This is a genomic window from Lacipirellula parvula, from assembly GCF_009177095.1.
Classification (GTDB): Bacteria; Planctomycetota; Planctomycetia; order Pirellulales; family Lacipirellulaceae; genus Lacipirellula; species Lacipirellula parvula.
The window spans coordinates 4,870,450-4,891,490 of sequence record NZ_AP021861.1 but is presented as its reverse complement, the minus strand read 5'-3'; the positions used below and the strand labels follow the sequence as shown (position 1 = coordinate 4,891,490).

The window sequence follows — 21,041 nt, the reverse complement described above, 5'->3', positions numbered from 1 at the left end:
TTCCGGTGGACGTCGTCCTGCGTGGTGCTACCCCCGGGCGGAGCCCGGGGCTAAAGCGCTGCGACGTACTGCGCCGCGGCAGTAGGCTGCCCACGCTCCGCACGCGGCGAGAGCGAGCCACCAGGCCGCTGGCTCGGGGACCGCTACGGCGGCATGCGGGAGCGGGGTCGTGCCGAACGGGCTCGAGATCCGGAACAAGAGCTTTACGCTGTTGTTCGAGAATGTTCGCGTGCCGAACGCCGGGGGATTGGGGATGATGAAATGGACCGGCACTTGCGTCGGCATCGTCCACTCGTAGACGAATTTGCTGCCGGCCTGCGGCGTTGGTTCCGCAAAGTTGCTGGCCACTTCCTCGCGGAGCTCCGCTCTCCACAGATCGTTGTTCGACGGGTTGACGTACAAGAACGACGACGGCTGGGATTGCAAGGCGAGATTGCCAGTCGCGTCGAACCAGTCGGCCCGTCGGCCGGGGTTGCCCACGTCGATCGACACTGAGCCTTCGGGGCGATCGTTCTGCAGAGACAAGCCATAATAGAAGACGGAGAATCCGCCGTCTGGCGGAGCGATGCGCTGAAAGTACTGGCCGCCTGCGAAGTCGACGGCGACGCGCAGCGTGTCGCCGCCGGTTAGCGTTACCGCCGGCAAGGGAATCTCGAGTGACGTCAACACGTGCGGGGGCGATTCCATTTCGACTTCGGGATGCACGACGCTCACTAAGTTGAGCGCGGCGGTGACTGAGAGATCGATGGTGGCGCCGTTAGAAGGCTGCGTCCCTCTAATTACCGAGGCGAGCGCGAGTAACGAGATCGCCAGTTTCAGTGCACGCAATTGATCCGTCATCGAGGCGTTCCTGTTCCTGATAGATTAACGCAGGGAGCAAGCCGAGCTTCCGCGAGGCCCGCAAACTGGCGGAAAGGCGGCGCTATTGCCGCTAAGATTCCCCAATTAGATTGTTAGGAGCGCGCCGTGTCCATCGCACCGCGTCTTTGGCTTCAGGAGCTTGCTCCGCCGCGTTCGCAGGACGAAAAAAGCCGCTGGTCCCTCTCTCGGGAAAACCAGCGGCTTTTGAGCGATTCAGGTGCTACCGTCGATCTTGCTGCGGCAGCGGGGCGGAAACTGCTTACGCCGTTTCTTCCGTGTCGATCGGCTTCGTGGTGTCGCGATCGTGGAACGCCGCGAGGAAGATGACCAGGATGACGGCGGCCATTCCCGCGGGTAGCAGCCAGAATTCCCGCCACTGGAGCATCGTTTCGCGAAGCAAATCGGCGTCGACCCCTTTGCGATCGGCGACCGAGAACATTTGCGTCAGCGATTGGAGGAATGTCGTTTTCGACTCCGGCGTAATCGCTTTGATCGCGTTGACTAGTTCCTCGTACTTAGGGACTGCTTGCGTAAATTTTGCTCCGGCAATCCAAAAGCCGAAGAACATGCCGATCCCTTGGGTGAAGAACACAAGCATGCTTTGGGCTTGGCCGCGGATTTCTTTCGGGGCCTTGCTGTCGGTGTACATGAAGCCGGTGACGAAGAAGAAGTCGTAGCAGACGCCGTGGAGCAGGACGGCGCCCAGAATCATCCAAATCACTTGATCAGACGCACCGAATGCGAAGAGCAAGTAACGAACGACCCACGCGGCCATGCCGACGACAATCATCCACTTCACGCCCAGGCGACGGAAGAAGAAGGGAACGAGTAGCATGAAAACGATTTCGCTCATCTGCCCCAGCGTCATCGTCGAGGCTGGTTCTTTGAAGCCAATCTGACTGAGATAGTTCGCAGTGTTGCCGTAGTAGTAGGCCAGCGGAATGCAGATCAGCGTCGAGCAGAGGATGAACACAAAGAACGGCACGTTCGTGAGCATCTTGAATGCGTCGAGCATGAGCAGCGAGCGAATGTCCATCGGCTTGCCCTTCGCCGGCGCCGGGGTGTGCGGCAGCGTGAAGCAATAAACGCCCAAGATGACTGAGCAAATGGCGGCGAGTTTGAAAATGTTGAAGCTCGACGACCACCCCAGATAGCCGACGGTAAGACCCGCGACGATCCAACCGATCGTTCCCCACACGCGAATCTTGGGGAACTGCGATTGATCGGCGACATTGGAGAAGACGATCGTGTTGCCGAGGCCTAGCGTCGGCATATAGCAGAGCATGTGTCCGCGTAAGATCCACACGAGCGCGTCGCCATTTTTCGCGGCGGCGTATTCCGGCGCCATCCAGAGGATGCCGCCGCCAATCACCATGAGCGCGCCCATCACGATCTGAGAGGCAAAAAAGCGATCGGCGATGAGGCCCAGGAAGAGGGGCGCCACGATGGCCGCAATCGGGGCGCTTCCATAGGCCCCGCCTCCGAAGTCTTTCAGGCCATTCTCCCCCAAGCACTGACCGAGCGTGACGAACCACGCCCCCCAGGTGAAGAACTGGAGGAACATCATGATCGATAGGCGAGTGGCGACCAAAGCAACATCCTCTTGTGCGGGATGGAGGAGCGAGGCGGCTGCCGCGCTGGCATTTGCGCAAATCCTTTGCGCGCAGATTGCCGGCGCTGCTAGCTAATGGGTAAAAGTGTAATTTCCCCGCCCCGGCGATGTAAGTCGGGGCGAGGGCAGAAATGACGAATGCCGAAGCCCGAACGACGAAAGGCGATATCTCGCCGTCGCTCGACTGGCCGGTGGAGTTTCGCTAGTCGTTAATGTCTGCCGCTTTTCGTTGCGCAAACTGGTTTGGGGTGAACGCATGTCGCTTCGTTTGGCCATGTGGTCGGGACCGCGGAACATTTCCACGGCGATGATGCGCTCCTGGGGGAGCCGGGCCGACGCCGTGGTGTGCGACGAACCGCTCTACGCCCACTATCTCGCGAGGACGGCCGACCGGCGGCATCCCGGCTACGACGAAACGCTTGCGAACCACGACGCGGAACTCTTGAGCGTCATTCGCTGGCTCACAGGGCCCATTCCGCAGGAGCGGCCGATTTTCTATCAGAAGCAGATGGCCCACCATCTGTTGCCGGAAGTGGAGTTGGAGTGGATCGACGGGCTCACCAGCGCTTTTCTGATTCGCGATCCGCGCGAGATGCTCACGTCGCTCTTGGAGTTTCTGCCTGATCCCCGCGTCGAAGACACTGGCCTGCCGCAGCAGGCGGCGCTGTTCGAGCGCGTCCGCTCTCGCACGGGGCTGACGCCGCCGGTGCTCGATGCGGCCGACGTGTTGCGGAACCCGCGGCGGATGCTCGCACTGCTCTGCGATGCGGTCGACGTGCCGTTTCGCGAGGAGATGCTCCAGTGGGCGCCGGGGCCGCGCGATACCGACGGCGCGTGGGCGCCATTCTGGTACGCGAAGGTGTACGAGACGACGACGTTCGCGCCATACAAGTCGAAGGGCGTCGAGGTGCCGGAGCGACTGGCGGGCGTCTTGGCCGAGTGCGAGCGACTTTATCAGCAACTGTATGTGCATCGCTTGCGTTGAGTTTTTGAAATGCGTTTTTAACCACGAAACACACGAAATGAACGAAAAGTTAGAAATGCAGAAGAGGGGACCGCGAATTACGCGAATCTGCGCGAATAATGAGTAGGTAACTTCAATCGCATTTTATTCGCGTCAATTCGCGTGATTCGCGGTAGAAGTATTTCTTCTCACCTCCCCTTTCGTTCCTTTCGTCCTTTTCGTGGTTAAAAGTATTCGCTTTCAGGGCAACGCCATGCTGCAGAAATATGACGAACGCAACCGCAACTTGCAGGTGAATATCAACGGCCGGCTGGTTCATCGCGACGAGGCGGGGATTAGTCCCTTTGATTCTGCGGTGCAAGGAGGCGACGCCGTGTGGGAAGGGCTGCGGCTCTACAACGGGCGGATCTTCAAGCTGCGCGAGCATCTCGATCGGCTCGTGCACTCGGCACAAGCGTTGGCGTTCGCGCAGATACCGAGTCACGACCAAATTATCGCGGAGATCCGCCGCACGCTCGCTGCGAACCAAATGCACGATGGCGTGCACATTCGTCTGACGCTGACGCGAGGCGTGAAAATCACCAGCGGGATGGATGTCCGGCTGAACCAAGCGGGGCCGACGCTCATCGTATTGGCTGAGTTCAAGCCGCCAGTCTACGACCAGTCGGGGATTCGGCTGATCACGTCGGGCTATCGCCGGCCGGGGCCTGACGTGCTCGATCCGAAGATTCACCACAACAATCTGCTGAACTCGATTCTCGCGAAGATCCAAGCAAACTTCGCCGGCGCCGACGATGCGCTGATGCTCGACGGCCGAGGCTTTATCGCCGAGACGAACGCGACGCACATTTTCTTCGTTGCCGATGGCGTCGCGCAGACGCCGACGACGGTCGCTTGTCCCGAAGGGATTACGCGCTCGGTTGTCTTGCAACTGTGCGCGGAGCATGGCATCCCGTCTCGCGAAGGCGATTTTAGTTTGGCGGAACTCTACCGCGCCGACGAAGCCTTCTGCACTGGCACGATGGGCGAGCTGACGCCAGTGGTGGAGGTCGACAGCCGCGCGATCGGGCGATCGAACGAGCGGCCGGTGCTTGCGAGATTGCAGCAGCTGTTCCGCGAGCTGACGGCGACGACGGGCGAGGTCGTCGTTTGAGAGACGCCAAGTTTGCCGTCGAGTCTAGCCCCGGGCTCCGCCCGGGGGTGGCACTACGCGCGACGGAGCCCACTTGAATGGATGCCGACCCCCGGGCGGAGCCCGGGGCTAGAATCGATGCCATTCGCGCTCGCGCAAAGAACGCGAATGCCAACCGATCGCAAAGCCAATTGAGCCACAACGACGTGATGCAACGTCGAGCGACGGCAGCTAAAATGCAGCCTCGGAACAGGCATCTCTTCGGCAGTCAGAGGCGGCACATGAGACTTCACAGGAAGACTCGCGCGAGGCTCTTCGCGCTGATCGCGGCGGCTATCGGATCGACATGGTCGGCGACGGCCAACGCGGCGCAGACCACGATTGACGTTTTCAAGAACGCCGGCATCCAATTCGGCGGCAATGCCAGTTGGAACGCGCAACCAGGCGTGTCTATTCTTGATAACGGCCGGATTATCGAGCGGACGATCACGCTGCCGGAACTCGGTCCGTTCTCGCGCGTCACGACGAATCTGAAACTCACCGCCGGAAGCGACGCCTGGGATCGCGCGGGCAACATCTACGTCGCCACCGCCGCGGGAGACGTGGAACTGCATAAGTTCATCACGGCGTTCGGCGGGACGACGACCCACCAGCAAGACATCACCGCGCTGATTCCCACGTTGCGGAACGGACAACTCAAAATCAGAGCGTTCGTTGACACGTGGGTGCAAGCCGCACGTACCCTCGACTTTAGTTTGACCATAACGGACGAAACGGCGAATCGCGCTCCTATATGGGGCCGACCGCTGATGAACGATCAAGACTGGCGGGCGGGGGAGTATCCCAACGGGCGGAATTCGGTGAGCTTCATCGGCGTGCCGAATTCAGTTGGCAAAGTGATTCTCAACTATCTTCCCTCCGGCCATGCCAGCGACGGCAACGGCGGCGACGAATTCACGCAGCGGACCCACCGCATCCTTATCGACGGGACGCAAGTCTGGCAGGGCATCCCGTGGCGGACCGACGGTCGCAACTTTCGCAGCGTGAATCCGACCTCGGGGCGATGGGGCGACGTGTGGTCGTCTGACCTCGATCGCGCCGGCTGGATTCCTGGCGACGACGTCGATCCGATTCAAATCGACGTCACCCAGTACCTAACCCCTGGGAAGCGGCACACGGTTGAGTACCAGATCGACGGCATTCGCCCGGGCGATAGCAGCGGCTACGGCTATTGGCGTGCGTCGAGTTACGTGACCGCCTACGCGGCAAGCGCGGGGCCAGCTGATTTTGACTACAACGGCGTCGTCGACGGCGCCGACTTCCTCATTTGGCAACGCAACAGCGGGCTTAGCGGCCAAGTAAACAATGGCGCCGGCGATGCGAATGGAGACGGATTCGTTAACGGGCGGGACCTCGTCTCGTGGCGAACGGCGCTTGGAACGCAGTTTGGAAGTGCGATTCCGGCGAGCGTGCCTGAGCCGGCTGGATGGGGAGCCATGCTGTTTGCGTTGGCGACACTGGCAGGCTCGCGTCGCTGGCGCGCGTTGCAGACTTGACTACTCTCGACTGGCGCGTGGTGAATTACGCTTTGAAAAACGCCGAGCATCGTCGAGGTCGAAAATGGATTCATCCGCCGTCGCGTTGCATTGGTTGGAAGCAACGCAGCTATCATTTCAATACCACAAGTCGTTGGCCGACCGGGCTATCGTGCAAGTGAGCGACGAGGCGCTCCATCGCACGCTCGACGCCGAGACGAACTCGATCGCTCTGATCGTGCAACATCTGTCGGGAAATCTCGCCTCGCGCTGGACCGACTTCCTCACGAGCGACGGCGAAAAGCCGTGGCGGAACCGCGACCGCGAGTTTGTCGATGCGAACGTCGGACGCGCGGAACTGCTTGCCACGTGGGACGCGGCTTGGAACCAGTTGTTTACGACGCTGGCGGCGCTCTCGCCGACTGATTTGGAGCGAACAGTCGCTGTTCGAGGCGAGTCCCACTCCGTGCCGCTGGCAATTCAGCGGTCGCTGGCGCACGCCTCGTACCATGTGGGGCAGATCGTGATCCTAGCGCGGCACTGGGCGGGCGAGCAGTGGACGACGCTCACCATCCCCCGTGGGGGATCGGCAGCGTACAACGAGCAGTCGTGGGGAAGCGCGTCTTTTTTCGCCCCGGGCTCCGCCCGGGGGTAGCACAACGCGCGACGCAGCCTATCGGAATGGAAGGCGACCCCCGGGCGGAGCCCGGGGCTAGTTGGCGAACGGCACGTTTGATCGCCGCTATTTCGCCGCGGCTTGCTCGGCTGGAGCTGCTTCCGCAGTAGGCGCCGCTTCAGCCGCCGGCGCTGGGGCGGCCGCTTCTGCGGCCGGCGTCGTCGCTTCGGCAACCGGTGGTGCTTCGAGCGCCTTCAGCTGGTCGTCGACTTCCTTCAGCTTCGCTTCGGCGGCCGTCTTCTCGGCGTTGGCCGCTTCGAGCGTCTTCTGAGCTTCGGTCGCCTTGGCGGTCGATTCCTCGACCGACTTCTTGGCGATTTCGAGTTCCTTCGTCAGCCGCGCCTTCACGACGCCAGGGTGATCCCAGCCGAGATTCACTTCGAGGCCAGGCGTCGCCCCCTGCAGCGCGAGGGCCGGATCGTAGCCGACCTTTGTTTGCCATAGGTAGAGCTTGCGGAGTCGTTTGGCGGCCTTCAGATGCTCAAGCCCCGCATCGGTAACGCCGGTGGCGTAGAGGTTGAGGTACTCCAGCCGCGGCAGTGCTGCGATCCCGGCGAGGCTCGCATCGTCGACGCTAGACTTTTCGAGATGGAGGCGATTGAGGTTCTTCAGCGCCGCCACTTGTCCCCAGCCAGCGCCGGTCGCTTGGGCGCCGCTCAGGTCGAGCCACACCACTTGGTCGGCGACGCCTGCGAGCGCGGCGAGGGCCGCGTCGCCTGCGGGGGAATCGGAACGGGCAAAGCTCACTTGTAGCAGCGGACTCTCGCCGTAGAGCGGCATCACGCTGCCACCGGCTTGCTTGACCTTCTCGATGGCTTCGGCCGGGGCGGCCGTCACCTTGGCGAGTTCCGCTTCGTCGGCGGCCTTCAGCGCTGCTTCCGCAGCCTTAGCTTCTTCGGCCGCTTTCTTCTTCGCGGCTTCGTCCGCAGCCATCGGGGCATCGGCGGGAGCGGGGGCTGGCGTCGCCGCGGCGGCCACGGCCAGCACGGCGCCCTGCTCGATCCACTGCTTGATCAGCGCGATCTCTGCGTCGGGGAGCCCGTCGGGGCCCTTGGGCATCCGCTTCTTGTCGTCGGCCGGCAGGACGAGCCGTTGGTACAGTTCGCTTTCATCCGGCTTGCCGGCGACGAGCAGGTGGTCCTTCTCGCCAAAGGCGTTGATCTGGTCGGCCGAGTCGAGCCGTAGCTTGGCGGCCGCCTTCTTTTCGCCATGGCAGCCGGCGCACTTGGCGACCAGAATCGGCTGGATCTGCGTGGCGAAGTCGATCTTGTCGTCGCCGCGAGCGGCAGCGGGGAGCGATAGCAGGCCAAGCAAGAAGCAAACGCGAAGACGAACGGGGCGACGCATGATGAACGGCTCCGGGGCGAATCGAAGGCGAGTGAACGGCCGGTGCGAGGCGGTTATCTGAAAGTTACCTCGGAAAAGGGGCCGCTTGAGGCATGGACCGATTGTAATCGCCCTGCGCTGGCGAAAACACCCGCCGGCAGCCCTCCATTGCCGGCAAACCGGGCCGCTGATAAACTAGCCGGACTACACGCCGCCCGGCATTCCGTGCTGGGCCGTCCTTCGCTGGCTGGATCTGCGAGCCGGCCGGTCGAGGGATTTCTAGAAAAGTTCGGGCCGTAGCGCAGGCTGGTAGCGCGTTTGACTGGGGGTCAAAAGGTCGCAGGTTCGAATCCTGTCGGCCCGACTTTTGAATGGGGGTTCCGGTGATCCGGAGCCCCCATTTTTTGTTACGTAGACATAAATCTGCACGCTTCCGGTTGGCTTCCTGCGAAGGCGGGGACAAGCATCGCCTCAGTTAGCGGTGCAGCAAAAAAGCCCGGAACTCCTTTTGAGAGTCCCGGGCTCACACGCTTCAAGTCGAACCGCCGGCTAGTTCACGCTCGTGGAACTATTGCGAAGGTAGCTCCTCTGGTTGCGGGGCCGACGGAGGAACGGGCGTTGGCTGCGCGGCTTCGGGCTGCTGCGCCGCGACAGCAGCAGGCGCTTGAAATCGCTCGGGCGCCGCCTCTCTAACTTCCGATCGCAAAATCGGACGCACGAACTGGATTCCGACTCGGGCGCCCGGTTGCATGCTTCCGATCAGGTTCGTCACATCCGTGGGGCTGCTGATCTGCATCGAGTCGATTGACGCGATCATGTCCCCAGGCTGCAGGCGAGCCTTCGCCGCCGCACTGCCAGGCGTCACTGTTCTGACCACAGCCGCGTTGGGGTATTCCGGATCCATGGTGATGCCCAAGGCCGCGCCGCCGTCGACGCGCGTGCCAAGCTCGGCGACGGTGTCGTTGAACTGCGGCACATAGTCGTTCTCCGCTGCGACGCTTTGCGCCGTCTGGGCTTGCTCAACCACAACTGGAGCGGAGTTCGTCGAGTAGCTTTGCCCAATGAACGTGCCGCTGCCGTAGCCCCGTCCTGCGCCGAGTCCGTACGCGGCGAGTCCGGCGTACCAAGGGAAGTAGCCGTAGCCGTAGTTTCCGTAGCCGACGCCTAGGCCCATGCCGTAGCCAGGGCGACCGAAGTTGCCGTAGCCGCGGTAGCCTGATCCGTAACGGTTCGGTCCATAGCCGTACGGCGAGCGATAAAAATTGCCGCCGTAGAAGTTGCTGAGGCCGCGGCCTGGGCCGGAGTTCCAATTGTTTCCATAACCGCCATGCCCTCCGCGAGGATCGCCGTGGTTGCCGTTCCCTGGGCCGCGGCCCGGCCCGCCTGGGTTCGCGTGAGAGTGGCCGCCTGGTCCGGATGGGCCCTGCGGACCTCCGCCGCCGTGGTTGCCGCCTCCGTGGTTACCACCGCCGCGCGGGCCGCCCCCACCTCCGCCGTGGAAACCGCCGCCCCCTCCACCGCCGCCGCGACCGGGGCCACCGCCATGGGCGCCTCCTCCATGTCCGCCGCCTCCACGCCCACCGCCGCCGCCGCGTTGCGCGAAGGCGGAATCGGGCGTCGCCATGAGCAGGGCGGCTGCAGCCGCGAAGATAAATCCTAGTCGCTTGGTCGTATTCGATTTCATCGCCGCTTCTCCCTAGTCGTTGTCGTTGGTCTGTTGCATTGTTCCGTCTTGCACGCTGTCGATTGCGAGGCAAGCTTCACACGAGCTGATGCACGACATCAGTTCGTTTTCATTAGGAGCAACGGCTATGCCGCACTGAAATGCGGAGGGGGCTTCCGACCGTTCAAATGGCGACGTGCGACGAGTGAGCGCTTAGCGTTCATGCTCAATCGAGCGAAGCGCGATAGCATGAGCGTCGTGCAACCATGTTCATGGTCGGCAGACGCGCAGAAGCGCCAAGGCGGAATTACCGGTCCGACCGGCTTGAGTGCGGCTGCGCGCGGATCAGATGGACGACGCCTGTCGTCAGTCTGGTTTGATGAAATCGCGGCTTCGACTTCGCGGAGAGTTTAATACCGCCGTTCAGACGTCGGTTGCCGCTAGAAATCGCAAGCGAACCGCACCCCGAAGCCGGTGAGGAAGGCGTCGTTCACCGCAGTGACGACGCCGGCGTTGTTGCGGAGGCGATTGTCGACGTGGTCGGCGATGTAGTTGAACTGCAGCTTCGCGTGCGGGTTCAGGAACCAGTTGAGGCCGAGCGTCAAATCTTGAATGTAGCCGCCGGCGATACCGGCGTCGTTGAGGTCGAGGAAGCCGTAGCGGGCGCCGATTTGCCAGGCGCCTAGGCCCGTGAGCGTGCCGTCGCGGAGTCGCATCGCGTTTTCGTTGGGGATCACGCGGCCGAAGCGGGCTTCGTGGCGGTCGTAGGCGCGGTGCTCCCCGGTGAGGAAGTAAAGGACGTTGACGTAGCTTCCTTGAAAGAAGACCTGACCGGGGTCGATGGGGGCGCCGCCGATCGGCGTGAACGTGCCGCCGTTGATCCAGCCGCCGCAGTATTCGCTCTGGAAGAGCCACGGGCCGTGGACGTAGGCGAACTCGGGGTTCAGCAGCAACTGGTTGTCAGCAAAGATGCGGCCGGCGAAGTTGGTGTCGGCGATCGTTGGGTTGAGCGGGCCGGGGCCGTTACGGAGCGACGCGCGGCTGCGGACGCGGATGTTGCCGGTCGAGACTTCCTCTTCCTGATCGAGGCCGCGGTACGAACCGGCAACGGCGAGGTGGATGAGCTCGCGATCGTCGCAGTCGGACCATGGGACGCAGGTGATGCGGCCGGTGGCGGCGTACTGGCTATCGCCGATGTCGTACGCAAACGAGTTCTGCGTGTTGCGGAAGATGCCGTATTGCCAAGTGACCGTTTCAGCTTCGTTGTAGCTGTGAACCATGATGCCCGGCGAGAAGCCGTTGTTGAACGGCCCGAAGAAGGCGTCCTGCAGGTAGGAGCGTTCCATGAAGTCGAGAAAGCGGCTGCTTTGGATGTGCTCGAGGCCGATGGGATCCTTTTGATTGCCGATGCGAACATTGCCGAGCAGAGGCATCTCGCTGAAGTCCCACCACAGATCGGTCGGCACGACAGTGTGCATCGCGTCGCCGCCGAAGGCGTTGACGTAGTCGGCGGGGTTCGTGGGATCGGCGTCGAAGGCGTTGACGAAGTCGAACTCGGCGGCCCACTGCATCGTGTAATACATCGTGCCGTCGATGCGGATGCGGGCGCGGCGGAAGTCGACAGCGTCCTGATCGCCGACGCCGCCGAGCACGAGGTCGGGCGCCGAGAGGGCGACGCCGTCGAGTTGCACGCGGCCGCCGACGTGGATTTTGAATTCTTTGTCGGGCGACTCGGCTTGAAAGCCTTCGCGGCCCCAACTGGGGATCATGAGGTTGTCGACGTCGAGCTTTTCGACTTCAGCTGATTCGGCTTGTTGCGTGGCGAGGTCTTGTTCGAGCTGTTGGATCCGATCTTCGAGCGCGGTGAGACGCTCGGTGGGGACCAGGAGTTGATCGGACGACGCTGACGGGTCGGCCGGGTTGACGAGCTGGTGGGCCGCAGCGGGCGTCACGACGCCGGCGGGAGACGCAACCGGCGGAGCGTTCCTCGCTGAGTCGATCGGCGGGAGCGTGACAAGCGGCGGAGTGCTAGGCGATTCGCTCGTCTCTGCGGCGGAGGTTGCGGTGGAACTCCCCTGCCCTGTTACGTCGCTTGGCGTTTCTTCGGCGCGCAGTTCCGCAACCGCGAAGACGCCGCAAAGCGCCGCCAGCAAGATGCGGGTTCGCATCCAGATGAGCATGAGCAGTATGCTGAGATGAGGAAGAAGAGTCGTGCGATGAGAGCGAGCTGCAACGAAACGCAGCCGTTTTCTTTCTTTCGGTTTTGTTAGAGAGGCGAGACCATTAAATCGCTCGGAGAATTCATTTCGCGGATGAATTCAGCTAAGATCGGTCGCTGTGAATGCTAGCAAGACGAATCAACTGGCACGCTTCTAACTCCGCGAGGCCGATATGAGCGCTCCCCAAGTGTTGAACTACCTCTTCTTCAGCGGCCGCTGTGACGAGGCGATTGCATTTTACCAATCGGCGATCGGCGCGAAGCCGGGGATGCTGATGCGGTTCAACGAGAGCCCTGCCCCGCCGCCGCCGGGGATGCTGCAGCCCGGGTTCGAGACGAAGGTGATGCATGCGGAGTTTACGGTCGGCGAGACGCGCGTCCTTTGCTCCGACGGGTGCGACGACAAGTCGAAGTTCGCAGGGTTCGCGCTTGTCTTTCAAACAGCAAGCGAAGCAGAAGCGGAACGGGCGTTTGCGGCGCTGGCGGAGGGAGGCAAAGTGACGATGCCGCTCGCGAAGACGTTTTGGTCGCCGAAGTACGGGATGCTGACGGATAAGTTCGGCGTCGGCTGGATGGTGATGGTGCCGGGGGAAGGCGGTTAAACTCGCTCCGATCACAACCGCCGTCTTCTACTGATTACTACGTGAGTAAGCGATGCCAACCTTGATCAGCCAACCGGGCGAATTGTTGCCGGGAGAACTTTACGAGGATTGTCGCTTCCATCCTTGCCTGTGCATCGAAGGCAATTCGCCGGAAGATTTGGACGGCGTCTACGGAGTTTCGCTCGTCGACGGAACACCCTCGGGATGCAGCATCTCGAATTGTGGAATTCGCAAACTCACGCTCCAAGAAGCGGTCCATTGGAAGTATCACGGCCCACGCGACCACGCCGTGGATGACCACTGGTGGGAACGCTGGCCGCAGGTGGACGCTACTCCGCGGGAGTAGGAGCAGGGAGAACTGATACCTGCGGGTAAAGTATGGGCGAACGTATCACGAACGTGGCAGCAGCTGCCGGATAGCGCCGAGGTGGTAGGCGTTGTGGCCGATCATCGCCGAGAGGCCGACGGCATGGATCGGTTGCCATTCGGCGATCGGTTTGTCGCGCAGCGCGTTGAAGAAGTCCAGCACGCCCTCGTAGGCCTGCCGCAAGTCGGCTTGCAGATTCTCCCAAGCGGCAGGCAACGCGGGGCCGGGGTTGAAGCTGCCGGGCCAGTCGGTCGGCGGGTTCTCCCCATGGAGGCGACGAAGCGTCAGTTCGAGCGCGTACTTGAGATGGTTTGCATGGGCAGCGATTGGTTGGCGGCCGGACGCGGGCTCGGCGTAGGCTTGCTCGGCGGTGAGCGCTTGCAGCGTGCCAAGGACGGATTCTTCAGGCGCGCCGCCGACGATCCAAGTCCAGCCAGGGTGGACCTCGCCTTCGAACGTTTCGCGGTACATCTCCACGAGCGTGGGCGTGAGATCGACGTTCATGGCATGCTGTTCCGCAAGGCGAGCCTGGTAACTCAGTGAGCATTACTTCGTGGCGGCGTCTGCTGCGGGTTCCGTTGGCTCGGGCGAAGTTGAATCTGCGGCAGGCTCAGCGTCCGCCTCTTCAGCTGCCGCGTCAGCCGGTTCATCGGCCGCGGGGGCCCCGGCGGCAAGTTGCTTCGCCCGCAGCAAGTTGCCGTGGCGTTGCGGGGCATCCTTCGGGTCGGATTGCAGCAGCTTCACTGCTTCGTCGTTATGCCCGAGAGCTTCATGGGTGCGGGCGAGGTTGTAACGAGCGCCGTTAGCCCAGCGACTGGAGCGCTCTTGATTGAGAGTGCGCTCGCCAAGCCAATCGAGGGCGACGTCGTAGTTGCCGCGGTCGTAGCTCAACAGGCCGAGCCAATACCCGGCTGCGGCTTTGCTGGCGGAGTAGACTGGTCCTTTCGCGTCCTTGAGCGCGTCGAATGCGTCGAGCTTCTTATTACTGGGACGAACAGAGCCGTCTTGGTAGAGGACCAGCGCTTCAAGATGGCCTTGCCGTGCTTCAGCAAGCGGGTCGCTCCGTTCTTCGGCGCGAATCCCTTTGTTGCCTTGCAGATGCAGCGCGCGTCCCTTCCACAGGAGCGGGCGCTCGGCGAACGGCGCGAATTCGTTGATCGACAGCTCGCGTGAATTCGGGCCGATTGTTTGTTCGTCGAGGTACGACTGGTAGGGCAACGTCCACAACTTGGTTTGTTGGACTTGCGGGACTTTCGCGAGGCGAGCGGCGACGGCCTGCGGATCGGCGGCAAGGCGAACGAAGTTCTCGCCTTCCAGTGCCTTCTCTAATTCCTGGGCGCGCCGAGAGAGCTGCAGCGGGCTGGCGACGATGAAGGCTTCGACCCCCGCCATTTGTTCAGCCGTGGCGCCGTAGGCGTACTCGCCGTCGACGTCGAACTGACGCAGCAGCGAGTCGTCGGCGGAGACTTCAGCGAGCGTGGCGACGCCGCCGTCCTTATTGCGGAGCGGCAAGCCGAGTTGCGGATCGAACAGCTGCACTTCGTCGCCGATGAAGACGCCGACGAGCAGCGGCAGTTTGGCGGGATCGCCTTCCAACGGGCGAATGATTGCCGCGGCAATGTTTTGTTGCCGCAGCAATTCAACGAAGACCCACGCGCGGTGAGCGGCGCTGCCGTGGCCAAACACCATTGCTTGCCATGGTCGGTGGATCGAGTCAGCCGGTTCTGCATTGGCCTCGGTTTTGTTTTCGCCGCCCGCGGTCCGGTCGGCGAACAGCGTCGGCGTGGGATCGAGCTGCACGTTGCGAACCGTCCAGTCGAACAGCGCGGCGGCTACCTTCTCGTCGGTGTCGGCCGTGCCGCGGGCCCACAGAGCGACGTCGCGGGCCCATACCGCCTCGGCAAGTGCACGGCCTTCCCAGTCGGCGAAAACGCCGTCGCGCAGCTCCTCGGTGGAGAGCATCTTTTCCAGGCTGGCGAAAGCGCGTTGTTGTGGCTCGGTAGTCGGCTTCGGGAGTTCAGCGACGACGCCGACGAGCAGCGGTTCGCGCTTCCAGTCTTTGTCGGCGAGCGGGCGGCTGCGAAACCATTGGTTCGCGCGTTCGACAATCTGCTGCAACGCGCCGAGGTCAGGAGCCGGTTCCCAGCCGAGCGCCGGCAAACGAAGCTTGTTATAGCGGTTGAGAGCAGAGCGAATCGCATCCATGCGCTTGTCGGAATAGCGCCAGATTTCAACGCGGGCCGGCGTCGGCGAGGGGCCGTTCAGCGGCGTTTCGATGATGAGGGCGTTTTCAGGATCGCGCGAATCGAGGCGGCGCACGCGCAGTTCGAGCGCGGCTGCTTTCTGGTCGATGCCGCGCTCGGCCGACTCTTCATCCATGTTGACGTAGTACCGGACGATGTCGCCCGGCTCGACGCCGACGGATAGGAAGTTCGCATTGCCGCTGTTGGCGAGCAGGTAGTTGTACTGGCCGTCGGGAGAGGCGGGGTTCTCGGAGACAGTGGCGAGGACTTCCTTGCCGTCGCTGCTGGTTGAGGCCGTGAGAATCGGCTGCGCGGGCTGGAGTTCCAGGTCGACGCTGTTGGCAAGATCGTTGAGCGTCGCGGCAACGCTGCGGAGGAAAGCCCCGCCGTCGACGCTGTCTCGCCCCAGCGTGCGGCCGCGAGTCGGAGCGGAGCGATTCGCGCTGGAAACGATCAGCGCCGTGACGACCACGGCCGCGACGGCGGAGATCCAGACCCAGGGATTATTTTTCATGTCGTTAGGAATGAAAGAGATTTAACCGCCAAGGACGCCAAGAGCGCCAAGGAAGAAACTGGAAACCGCAGATAAACGCAGGTGAAAAATAACAGATCCCCATCCTATCTGCGTTCATCGGCGTTCATCCGCGGTTCCAGCATTCTTATGTATTTTTCCTTGGCGCTCTTGGCGTCTTGGCGGTTCAAACGGAACGTTAACCAAGCGCGGCCGCGCGGATCTTCAGGAGTCGCCGCATCACCGCTTCGATTTCGCCGAGGGGGATCATGTTGGGGCCATCGCTGGGCGACTTGTCGGGTTCGGGATGCGTTTCGGTGAAGAGGCCGTCGGCGCCGAGGGCCATCGCGGCGCGGGCTAGCGGTTCAACCATCGCACGGTTGCCGCCCGTCTTATCGCCGAGGCCGCCTGGCTCTTGCACGCTGTGGGTGGCGTCGAACACCACCGGGCAGCCTAGGGCCTGCATTTGCGGGATCGAACGCATGTCGCTCACCAGCCGGCCGTAGCCGAAGAAGGTGCCGCGCTCGCAGAGGAGGACGTCTTCGCAGCCCCCCTCCCCTAGCTTCGTGATCACATGCCGCATGTCATTGGGGGCCATGAACTGCCCCTTCTTCACATGGACCGGCTTGCCGGTTTGCGCAGCCGCGACGAGCAGGTCGGTCTGTCGCGCCAGGAAGGCGGGGATTTGCAGCACGTCGACCACTTCGCCGGCGGGGGCGGCTTGCGACGACTCGTGAATGTCGGTGGTGATCGGCAAGCCGGTTTTGTCGCGGACGTCGGCAAGGATTTGCAAGCCGGCGGCGAGGCCAGGACCGCGGAATGAATTGACGCTCGTGCGGTTGGCCTTATCGAACGACGCCTTGAAGACGAGCTGCACGCCGACGGCGCTTGCGATGCGTTTCAGTTCCTCCGCGATATGGAGGGCGGCGCCGAAATCTTCGAGGACGCAGGGGCCGGCGATCCACAGGAGGGGCTGACCGGCGCCGCACAGATAGGGACCAATGCGGGCGGGATTGTGGGGCACGGCGACGATTCCTGCGGACGACGATGGAGGCGAAGCCGCAAGCGGCGATGGCGCGGGCGGCGAAAGCTTGGCAATATAGCCCGCTTCCTATTTACGGTCAGCAGGAGATGAGGGTTTGGCGATTTTACCAAACGCTGTAAGGAGCCTGCTGGAATCACTTTACGGTGGCCGTTGGCGACGAGCAATCTCAACTTGGGACGCGAAGCGGTGGAGTTTGACCCCGGATTGAAACGCGAGGTGCGAATGCGGCGGGACGAGACAGGGTGGGGAAGAACGCCGTAGCGAAATCGCCTAGTTGCTGGTAGGCGTTTGCCGCCGTAAAGCGTTGAATACGTTTCTTTTGTCTCACGCTAAAGCGAGTAGCGAGCAGCGGTTGCGTTGACGCGTCGACGCGCGGCGCGCGACGTCGCGCAAGCATTGGCACATCGCGTGCATCTAATAGGTGCGTCGCCTGACGGTGAAAGCTGCCGGGCGACCCAATCTCACTGGCCCGCGGGGCCTCGAACGAAGTTTTGGCGGATCGGTTCACTTGCCCCTGACCGATCTGTCGCAGTCAAAGTGTCTTTGACTCGTTCGAGGCCCGCTTTTTTTGCGCTGGTGGGAATGCCAACCACGAAGGCTCGAAGGAATTAAGAGCTGCACGAAGTAACTCCGAGAGAATTGAGTTCGGCGCTCTTCGTGATTTCTTTCGTGCCTTGGCGTCTTAGTGGTTCGTCTTTTAGAAGATGATCTCGCGGTTGTCTTCCTTCTCCGGCGGGTAAATCACCTGGCGATTGATGCCGCAGTTGGGGCACTCGGTGTCCATCCAGACTCCTTCAGCGCGGCGTGGATCGCCGTTGGGAAGGGCGCAGATTTCGTTCCAGACGCGCAGATTGTCGGCGAGGACGGTCGCGATGTCGCCGCAGACTTCGCAGCGGAGTCGAGGGGGTAGGCGTTTCATGCTGGAATTATAGCTTGTGGCGGCCATCTTTCTCGCTGGGCTTTCATCGGTTCACCATGACGAGAGTGCCCAGCACGACTGCCACGACCGTCACCACGATCAGGACTTGGCGGAGGCTGAAATGCCAGTTCAGCCAGGGCGGGACGCCGGAATAGATTTTTCGCGTCAGTTCCAGTTGCTCACGCTGCAGATCGCGGATCTCTCGCAGCAGCGTCTTAGTTTCGTCGTCCATACGGATAATTTAGCGGGTCGGCGATCTTTTCGTCGGCTGCATGCCTGTTCTGCGCGCCGCGGAGCGGCGTTGTAGGCGTTCCCACGCGGAGCGTGGGAACGAGGGTCACTTGCCGAACTTGAACGGTTTGACGTTGCGGCCCCAAACGAGGCCGGGCGTCTGGTTGTGGTATGGCCGCAAGTGGTTGCGCGAGAGGTCGCGCATCTCGGGCGGGATTGCCGACTCCGTGAAATCACCGCCGTTGGCGTCGGCGATCATTTGCAGATTCTTGCGGCCCGCGACGCTGCCGTTCATGCCGACGGCAAACGTATGGATCGGGAAATTGCGGGCGTTGCCGTTCATCAGCACGCGGAACTTGTTGTCGCCCTGGATGCGGCCGTCGCTCAGCAGGAAGACCGTGTCGGGTTCGATCATCGCCGCGGCGTTGATCGCGTCCTCGACCGAATCTCCCAGGCAGAGTTCGACCGTGTCGAGCCACGCGGCCACCATCCGCTTGTTCGCGTCGGTCGGGCGGAGGTAGCGATCGATCGGATCGGGATAGAGCATCGGATAGACGGCGTCGCTGTGGAACAGAATGTAAAACTCCTGGTCGTCGCGGAGGCGATCGAGGCAGTTAAGCAGTTCGGCGATCACAGTTTCGAGTCGGCCCCCCTGCATGCTGCCCGAGTTGTCGAGCACGAAGACAATTCGGCGCCCAGCTATCTCGGCGCCGAAGAACTTGGCGGTTGGCGCCGCGCCCAGGCCGCTGCCGAAGGTTCCAGTTCCTGTACCGCCGGCCGCGCCGAGGAGCGATCCCGCTTCGCCAAGCAGCCCGCCCCCGCCGGGCGTGCCAATGGGCGCCGTACCGCCCGGCGTATCGAGGCCCGTGCCGAGGCCTTCGTCGAGCGAGAAGCCGCCGAATGCGGCTGCACCGGGGTCGATCACTTCCGAGGGGATCTCGTCGGCGACCAGTGCACCCACGTCTGCCGTCGCATCGACGATCGGTTCCGCAGGCTCTTCGAAGACGACTTCTTCCACCTCAGAGGCTGGCGCGGAGTCGAAGATCATTTCGAGCTGGCGCGGCGGATCGACGGTAGCGAGGCTAACCGTGGCGAGCACCGCAAGCATCGTCAGGTGGACGCTGAGGCTGGCGAACCAAGCGGGGAGCGAACGCTGAGGTGGAGCGGGAGCGATGGGCTCGACTGGTCGGATGAGTTCTGGTGCTGCTGTCGGTTTGATGGAGTTCGCTTCAGCCTTCGCGGACTTAGGGGCTGAGGCGACGGTATGCGATGGCTGAGGCACGGGCGAAGCATCGGCCGCGGCGTCGATCCGAACGCCGACGTTTTCGGCTTCTTGCGTCGCTTCTGCATCACTCGCGATTGGCGACGTAACGCTATTGGTTCGAGGTCGGCGGCGCTTCACTTCGACCGACTGAGCCGTCGGAATGCTAAGCGGAGACGTCGACGCATCGGTTGCATCAGCGACGCCATTGGGCTGCCGCGCGGTCACTTCGAGAACGAAGCTGCGCAGTTCGGCCTCAGAGGCGCCTTCGGCGGGAGAATTGGACATCGGCCGGGCCGCAGGAGAGACGATGCGGGCGCCCCGAGTGCTTCCTGCGGGCAACAATCCGGGGCCGATTGTAACAAGACTGGCGCCAAGCGGATAGCTTTTTGGTGATTTGGGCGGAAATCAATGACTACGCGCTTCGGGGCAGGTCTGTGTGGAAGGCGCCAGCATTGCCGAGAAGCGCTTCGGCGTGGATTTCCACGGGCAATATTGATAGCAGCGCTGCCGGAGCTTGAGCCTACGAGCTGCTTTACGCCGGCAGATTGCAAATCGAGATGCTTTTTTGCACCCGCCGCATACAGTTTTGCGTCATCAGGCTGACTGCGGGGGAAATCATTGAATCGGAAGCAACCGATCCTCCGATAGTTGATTCATGTAGAAAATTTTGCCTAGGCGGCCAGGTCGCGTGATAGCATCGCTGGCGATGGGCAGGCGTCTTTTCTCCCCCCACTTTTCGCAAGGAAGCGAAGTCCATGAATCTCCATCCGAAGGTCCGGCCGCTTTGGCAACGGGCAATCGCGCTCCCGATTCTCACCTTGTTGATGGCGTATAAGGCGACGCGGCTGCCGACGTTTTTCCTGCCCCGCGACATTCGCAATATCATTAAGAACTGGGACTTCAAGGTTTACTGGGTTCTCATCAGCTCGGGCCTGACCCGCGCTTATATCGATCAGCCGTGCGAATTCAAAGTGCCGGCCAATTGCGAACCGAAGGTCGTCGTCGACCCCAAGTGGCGCCTCACCGAGAAGCAACTGCGTAAGTTCTACGAAGATGGCTTCATTGGTCCGCTCGACGCGTTCGCCCCGGAAGAAATGGCCGACTTCCGCAAAGACATGCTCGACGCGGAGAAGTCGGTGTCGCAAACCTACGGCTTCGTTACGCCGCGCGACCGTCACTTCGAAAATCCCCGCCTGTGGGGCTACATGAAGCACCCGGCGATCACCGAGCGTTTGGCCCAGATTCTTGGTCCGGACCTCAACGTGTGGCGGACGCAGATGTTCCATAAGCCGCCGAAGGCCCCGGCGATTCAGTTCCACCAAGCTAGCACTTTTATGGTGGAAGACTATCAGGTTCCGGCCCTTCATCCGGCCAACCGCGATGAAATCTTCCAGCTGACGGTTTGGATCGCCGTCGACGACGCGACCCACGAGAACGGTTGCTTGGACTTCGTGAAAGGTTCGCACAAGCAGGTTCACACGGTTAAGTTCGGCGGCGAAGAAGGCTTTTACAACGCCGCCTACTCCCTTGAATACGATCGCGACCCGAGCAAGGTCGTTCGCGTCCCTTGCAAGTCGGGCCAGTTCATTATTTTCATGGAACGCTGCATCCATGGCTCGCAAGCGAACACGACCGACCGTCACCGGTTGGCGTTCAACCTGCGTGCCGTTCCGACCAACCTCGCGGTGTACCCCGGCGTGAAGAAGTACCGCAGCGTGTACAACGGCGGCAAGTACCACCTCGACAACTGGGGCGTCGTCTCGCTCCGCGGCGAGGATCGCTACATGCTGAGCCGCACGCGGAAGCTGGCGGATCCGTCGTACGATTCGCAAGGCTTGCCGCTGCGTAAGGCCGCCTAGTGCATGTCTCCTC

Annotated in this window: 18 protein-coding genes and 1 tRNA gene; 8 read left to right on the top strand and 11 right to left on the bottom strand. The window is 62.1% G+C overall.

What is annotated here, in order from left to right:
- Window positions 1-27: 27 nt before the first annotated feature.
- Together PLANPX_RS19150 and PLANPX_RS19145 are read right to left on the bottom strand one after the other, a co-directional pair.
- Window positions 28-840, bottom strand: coding sequence for a hypothetical protein (locus tag PLANPX_RS19150; RefSeq protein ID WP_152100284.1), 813 nt, complete (start codon window positions 838-840; stop codon window positions 28-30).
- Between the two features lie 280 nt (window positions 841-1,120).
- On the bottom strand, window positions 1,121-2,428 hold the full coding sequence (locus PLANPX_RS19145) for an MFS transporter (RefSeq protein ID WP_152101932.1): 1,308 nt from the start codon (window positions 2,426-2,428) through the stop codon (window positions 1,121-1,123).
- A 301-nt stretch (window positions 2,429-2,729) separates the two neighbouring features.
- Here PLANPX_RS19145 and PLANPX_RS19140 point away from each other — a divergent pair, with 301 nt between their 5' ends.
- The 4 genes from PLANPX_RS19140 to PLANPX_RS19125 all read left to right on the top strand — a co-directional run bounded on the left by PLANPX_RS19140 (window position 2,730) and on the right by PLANPX_RS19125 (window position 6,759).
- Complete coding sequence (locus PLANPX_RS19140) at window positions 2,730-3,458, top strand: HAD family hydrolase (RefSeq protein ID WP_152100283.1); 729 nt, start codon at window positions 2,730-2,732, stop codon at window positions 3,456-3,458.
- Window positions 3,459-3,690: 232 nt separating this feature from the next.
- On the top strand, window positions 3,691-4,590 hold the full coding sequence (locus PLANPX_RS19135; RefSeq protein WP_152100282.1) for an aminotransferase class IV: 900 nt from the start codon (window positions 3,691-3,693) through the stop codon (window positions 4,588-4,590).
- A gap of 260 nt (window positions 4,591-4,850) precedes the next feature.
- Window positions 4,851-6,125: a peptide-N-glycosidase F-related protein gene (locus tag PLANPX_RS19130; protein ID WP_172992183.1), complete on the top strand. Its 1,275-nt coding sequence runs from the start codon at window positions 4,851-4,853 to the stop codon at window positions 6,123-6,125.
- 64 nt (window positions 6,126-6,189) lie between these two features.
- Window positions 6,190-6,759 (top strand): DUF1572 family protein, encoded by a 570-nt coding sequence (locus tag PLANPX_RS19125; protein WP_152100280.1) that lies wholly within the window; start codon window positions 6,190-6,192, stop codon window positions 6,757-6,759.
- An 87-nt stretch (window positions 6,760-6,846) separates the two neighbouring features.
- On the opposite strand, the gene PLANPX_RS19120 is transcribed toward PLANPX_RS19125, so the two are convergent.
- On the bottom strand, window positions 6,847-8,127 hold the full coding sequence (locus PLANPX_RS19120; protein WP_152100279.1) for a c-type cytochrome domain-containing protein: 1,281 nt from the start codon (window positions 8,125-8,127) through the stop codon (window positions 6,847-6,849).
- A 269-nt stretch (window positions 8,128-8,396) separates the two neighbouring features.
- Between PLANPX_RS19120 and PLANPX_RS19115 the strand changes: the two genes are divergently transcribed.
- A tRNA-Pro gene (locus PLANPX_RS19115) sits at window positions 8,397-8,470 on the top strand.
- A gap of 204 nt (window positions 8,471-8,674) precedes the next feature.
- Here PLANPX_RS19115 and PLANPX_RS28330 read toward each other — a convergent pair.
- Window positions 8,675-9,790, bottom strand: a complete 1,116-nt coding sequence (locus PLANPX_RS28330; protein ID WP_152100278.1) for a PDZ domain-containing protein — start codon at window positions 9,788-9,790, stop codon at window positions 8,675-8,677.
- 419 nt (window positions 9,791-10,209) lie between these two features.
- Window positions 10,210-11,949 (bottom strand): porin, encoded by a 1,740-nt coding sequence (locus PLANPX_RS19105; protein WP_152100277.1) that lies wholly within the window; start codon window positions 11,947-11,949, stop codon window positions 10,210-10,212.
- Between the two features lie 211 nt (window positions 11,950-12,160).
- On the opposite strand from PLANPX_RS19105, the gene PLANPX_RS19100 reads away from it, so the two are divergent.
- On the top strand, window positions 12,161-12,589 hold the full coding sequence (locus tag PLANPX_RS19100) for a VOC family protein (RefSeq protein WP_152100276.1): 429 nt from the start codon (window positions 12,161-12,163) through the stop codon (window positions 12,587-12,589).
- Window positions 12,590-12,641: 52 nt separating this feature from the next.
- Entirely contained in the window at window positions 12,642-12,935 is a 294-nt protein-coding gene (locus PLANPX_RS19095; protein ID WP_152100275.1) for a hypothetical protein, read from the top strand.
- 45 nt (window positions 12,936-12,980) lie between these two features.
- Here the strand turns inward: PLANPX_RS19095 and PLANPX_RS19090 are convergent, their stop codons facing one another.
- The 6 genes from PLANPX_RS19090 to PLANPX_RS19065 form a co-directional block, all read right to left on the bottom strand.
- Window positions 12,981-13,460 carry a DinB family protein gene (locus tag PLANPX_RS19090; RefSeq protein ID WP_152100274.1) on the bottom strand — a complete coding sequence of 160 codons (480 nt, stop codon included), beginning with the start codon at window positions 13,458-13,460 and terminating at the stop codon, window positions 12,981-12,983.
- A gap of 42 nt (window positions 13,461-13,502) precedes the next feature.
- On the bottom strand, window positions 13,503-15,713 hold the full coding sequence (locus PLANPX_RS28130; RefSeq protein ID WP_232536183.1) for a tetratricopeptide repeat protein: 2,211 nt from the start codon (window positions 15,711-15,713) through the stop codon (window positions 13,503-13,505).
- Between the two features lie 196 nt (window positions 15,714-15,909).
- Complete coding sequence (gene kdsA / locus PLANPX_RS19080; RefSeq protein ID WP_232536181.1) at window positions 15,910-16,734, bottom strand: 3-deoxy-8-phosphooctulonate synthase; 825 nt, start codon at window positions 16,732-16,734, stop codon at window positions 15,910-15,912.
- Between the two features lie 718 nt (window positions 16,735-17,452).
- On the bottom strand, window positions 17,453-17,674 hold the full coding sequence (locus PLANPX_RS19075) for a hypothetical protein (RefSeq protein ID WP_152100272.1): 222 nt from the start codon (window positions 17,672-17,674) through the stop codon (window positions 17,453-17,455).
- A 43-nt stretch (window positions 17,675-17,717) separates the two neighbouring features.
- Window positions 17,718-17,906, bottom strand: coding sequence for a hypothetical protein (locus PLANPX_RS19070; RefSeq protein WP_152100271.1), 189 nt, complete (start codon window positions 17,904-17,906; stop codon window positions 17,718-17,720).
- A 105-nt stretch (window positions 17,907-18,011) separates the two neighbouring features.
- Window positions 18,012-19,454 (bottom strand): hypothetical protein, encoded by a 1,443-nt coding sequence (locus PLANPX_RS19065; RefSeq protein WP_152100270.1) that lies wholly within the window; start codon window positions 19,452-19,454, stop codon window positions 18,012-18,014.
- A 470-nt stretch (window positions 19,455-19,924) separates the two neighbouring features.
- On the opposite strand from PLANPX_RS19065, the gene PLANPX_RS19060 reads away from it, so the two are divergent.
- Complete coding sequence (locus tag PLANPX_RS19060; protein WP_152100269.1) at window positions 19,925-21,028, top strand: phytanoyl-CoA dioxygenase family protein; 1,104 nt, start codon at window positions 19,925-19,927, stop codon at window positions 21,026-21,028.
- The last annotated feature ends 13 nt before the right edge of the window (window positions 21,029-21,041 follow it).

Excerpts from the sequence above, each read along its gene's own strand:
- PLANPX_RS19150 (WP_152100284.1), bottom strand. The coding sequence starts at position 840 with ATGACGGATCAATTGCGTGCACTGAAACTGGCGATCTCGTTACTCGCG.
- PLANPX_RS19145 (WP_152101932.1), bottom strand. The coding sequence starts at position 2,428 with ATGATGTTCCTCCAGTTCTTCACCTGGGGGGCGTGGTTCGTCACGCTC.
- PLANPX_RS19140 (WP_152100283.1), top strand. The coding sequence starts at position 2,730 with ATGTCGCTTCGTTTGGCCATGTGGTCGGGACCGCGGAACATTTCCACG.
- PLANPX_RS19135 (WP_152100282.1), top strand. The coding sequence starts at position 3,691 with ATGCTGCAGAAATATGACGAACGCAACCGCAACTTGCAGGTGAATATC.
- PLANPX_RS19130 (WP_172992183.1), top strand. The coding sequence starts at position 4,851 with ATGAGACTTCACAGGAAGACTCGCGCGAGGCTCTTCGCGCTGATCGCG.
- PLANPX_RS19125 (WP_152100280.1), top strand. The coding sequence starts at position 6,190 with ATGGATTCATCCGCCGTCGCGTTGCATTGGTTGGAAGCAACGCAGCTA.
- PLANPX_RS19120 (WP_152100279.1), bottom strand. The coding sequence starts at position 8,127 with ATGCGTCGCCCCGTTCGTCTTCGCGTTTGCTTCTTGCTTGGCCTGCTA.
- PLANPX_RS28330 (WP_152100278.1), bottom strand. The coding sequence starts at position 9,790 with ATGAAATCGAATACGACCAAGCGACTAGGATTTATCTTCGCGGCTGCA.
- PLANPX_RS19105 (WP_152100277.1), bottom strand. The coding sequence starts at position 11,949 with ATGCTCATCTGGATGCGAACCCGCATCTTGCTGGCGGCGCTTTGCGGC.
- PLANPX_RS19100 (WP_152100276.1), top strand. The coding sequence starts at position 12,161 with ATGAGCGCTCCCCAAGTGTTGAACTACCTCTTCTTCAGCGGCCGCTGT.
- PLANPX_RS19095 (WP_152100275.1), top strand. The coding sequence starts at position 12,642 with ATGCCAACCTTGATCAGCCAACCGGGCGAATTGTTGCCGGGAGAACTT.
- PLANPX_RS19090 (WP_152100274.1), bottom strand. The coding sequence starts at position 13,460 with ATGAACGTCGATCTCACGCCCACGCTCGTGGAGATGTACCGCGAAACG.
- PLANPX_RS28130 (WP_232536183.1), bottom strand. The coding sequence starts at position 15,713 with ATGAAAAATAATCCCTGGGTCTGGATCTCCGCCGTCGCGGCCGTGGTC.
- PLANPX_RS19075 (WP_152100272.1), bottom strand. The coding sequence starts at position 17,674 with ATGAAACGCCTACCCCCTCGACTCCGCTGCGAAGTCTGCGGCGACATC.
- PLANPX_RS19070 (WP_152100271.1), bottom strand. The coding sequence starts at position 17,906 with ATGGACGACGAAACTAAGACGCTGCTGCGAGAGATCCGCGATCTGCAG.
- PLANPX_RS19065 (WP_152100270.1), bottom strand. The coding sequence starts at position 19,454 with ATGTCCAATTCTCCCGCCGAAGGCGCCTCTGAGGCCGAACTGCGCAGC.
- PLANPX_RS19060 (WP_152100269.1), top strand. The coding sequence starts at position 19,925 with ATGAATCTCCATCCGAAGGTCCGGCCGCTTTGGCAACGGGCAATCGCG.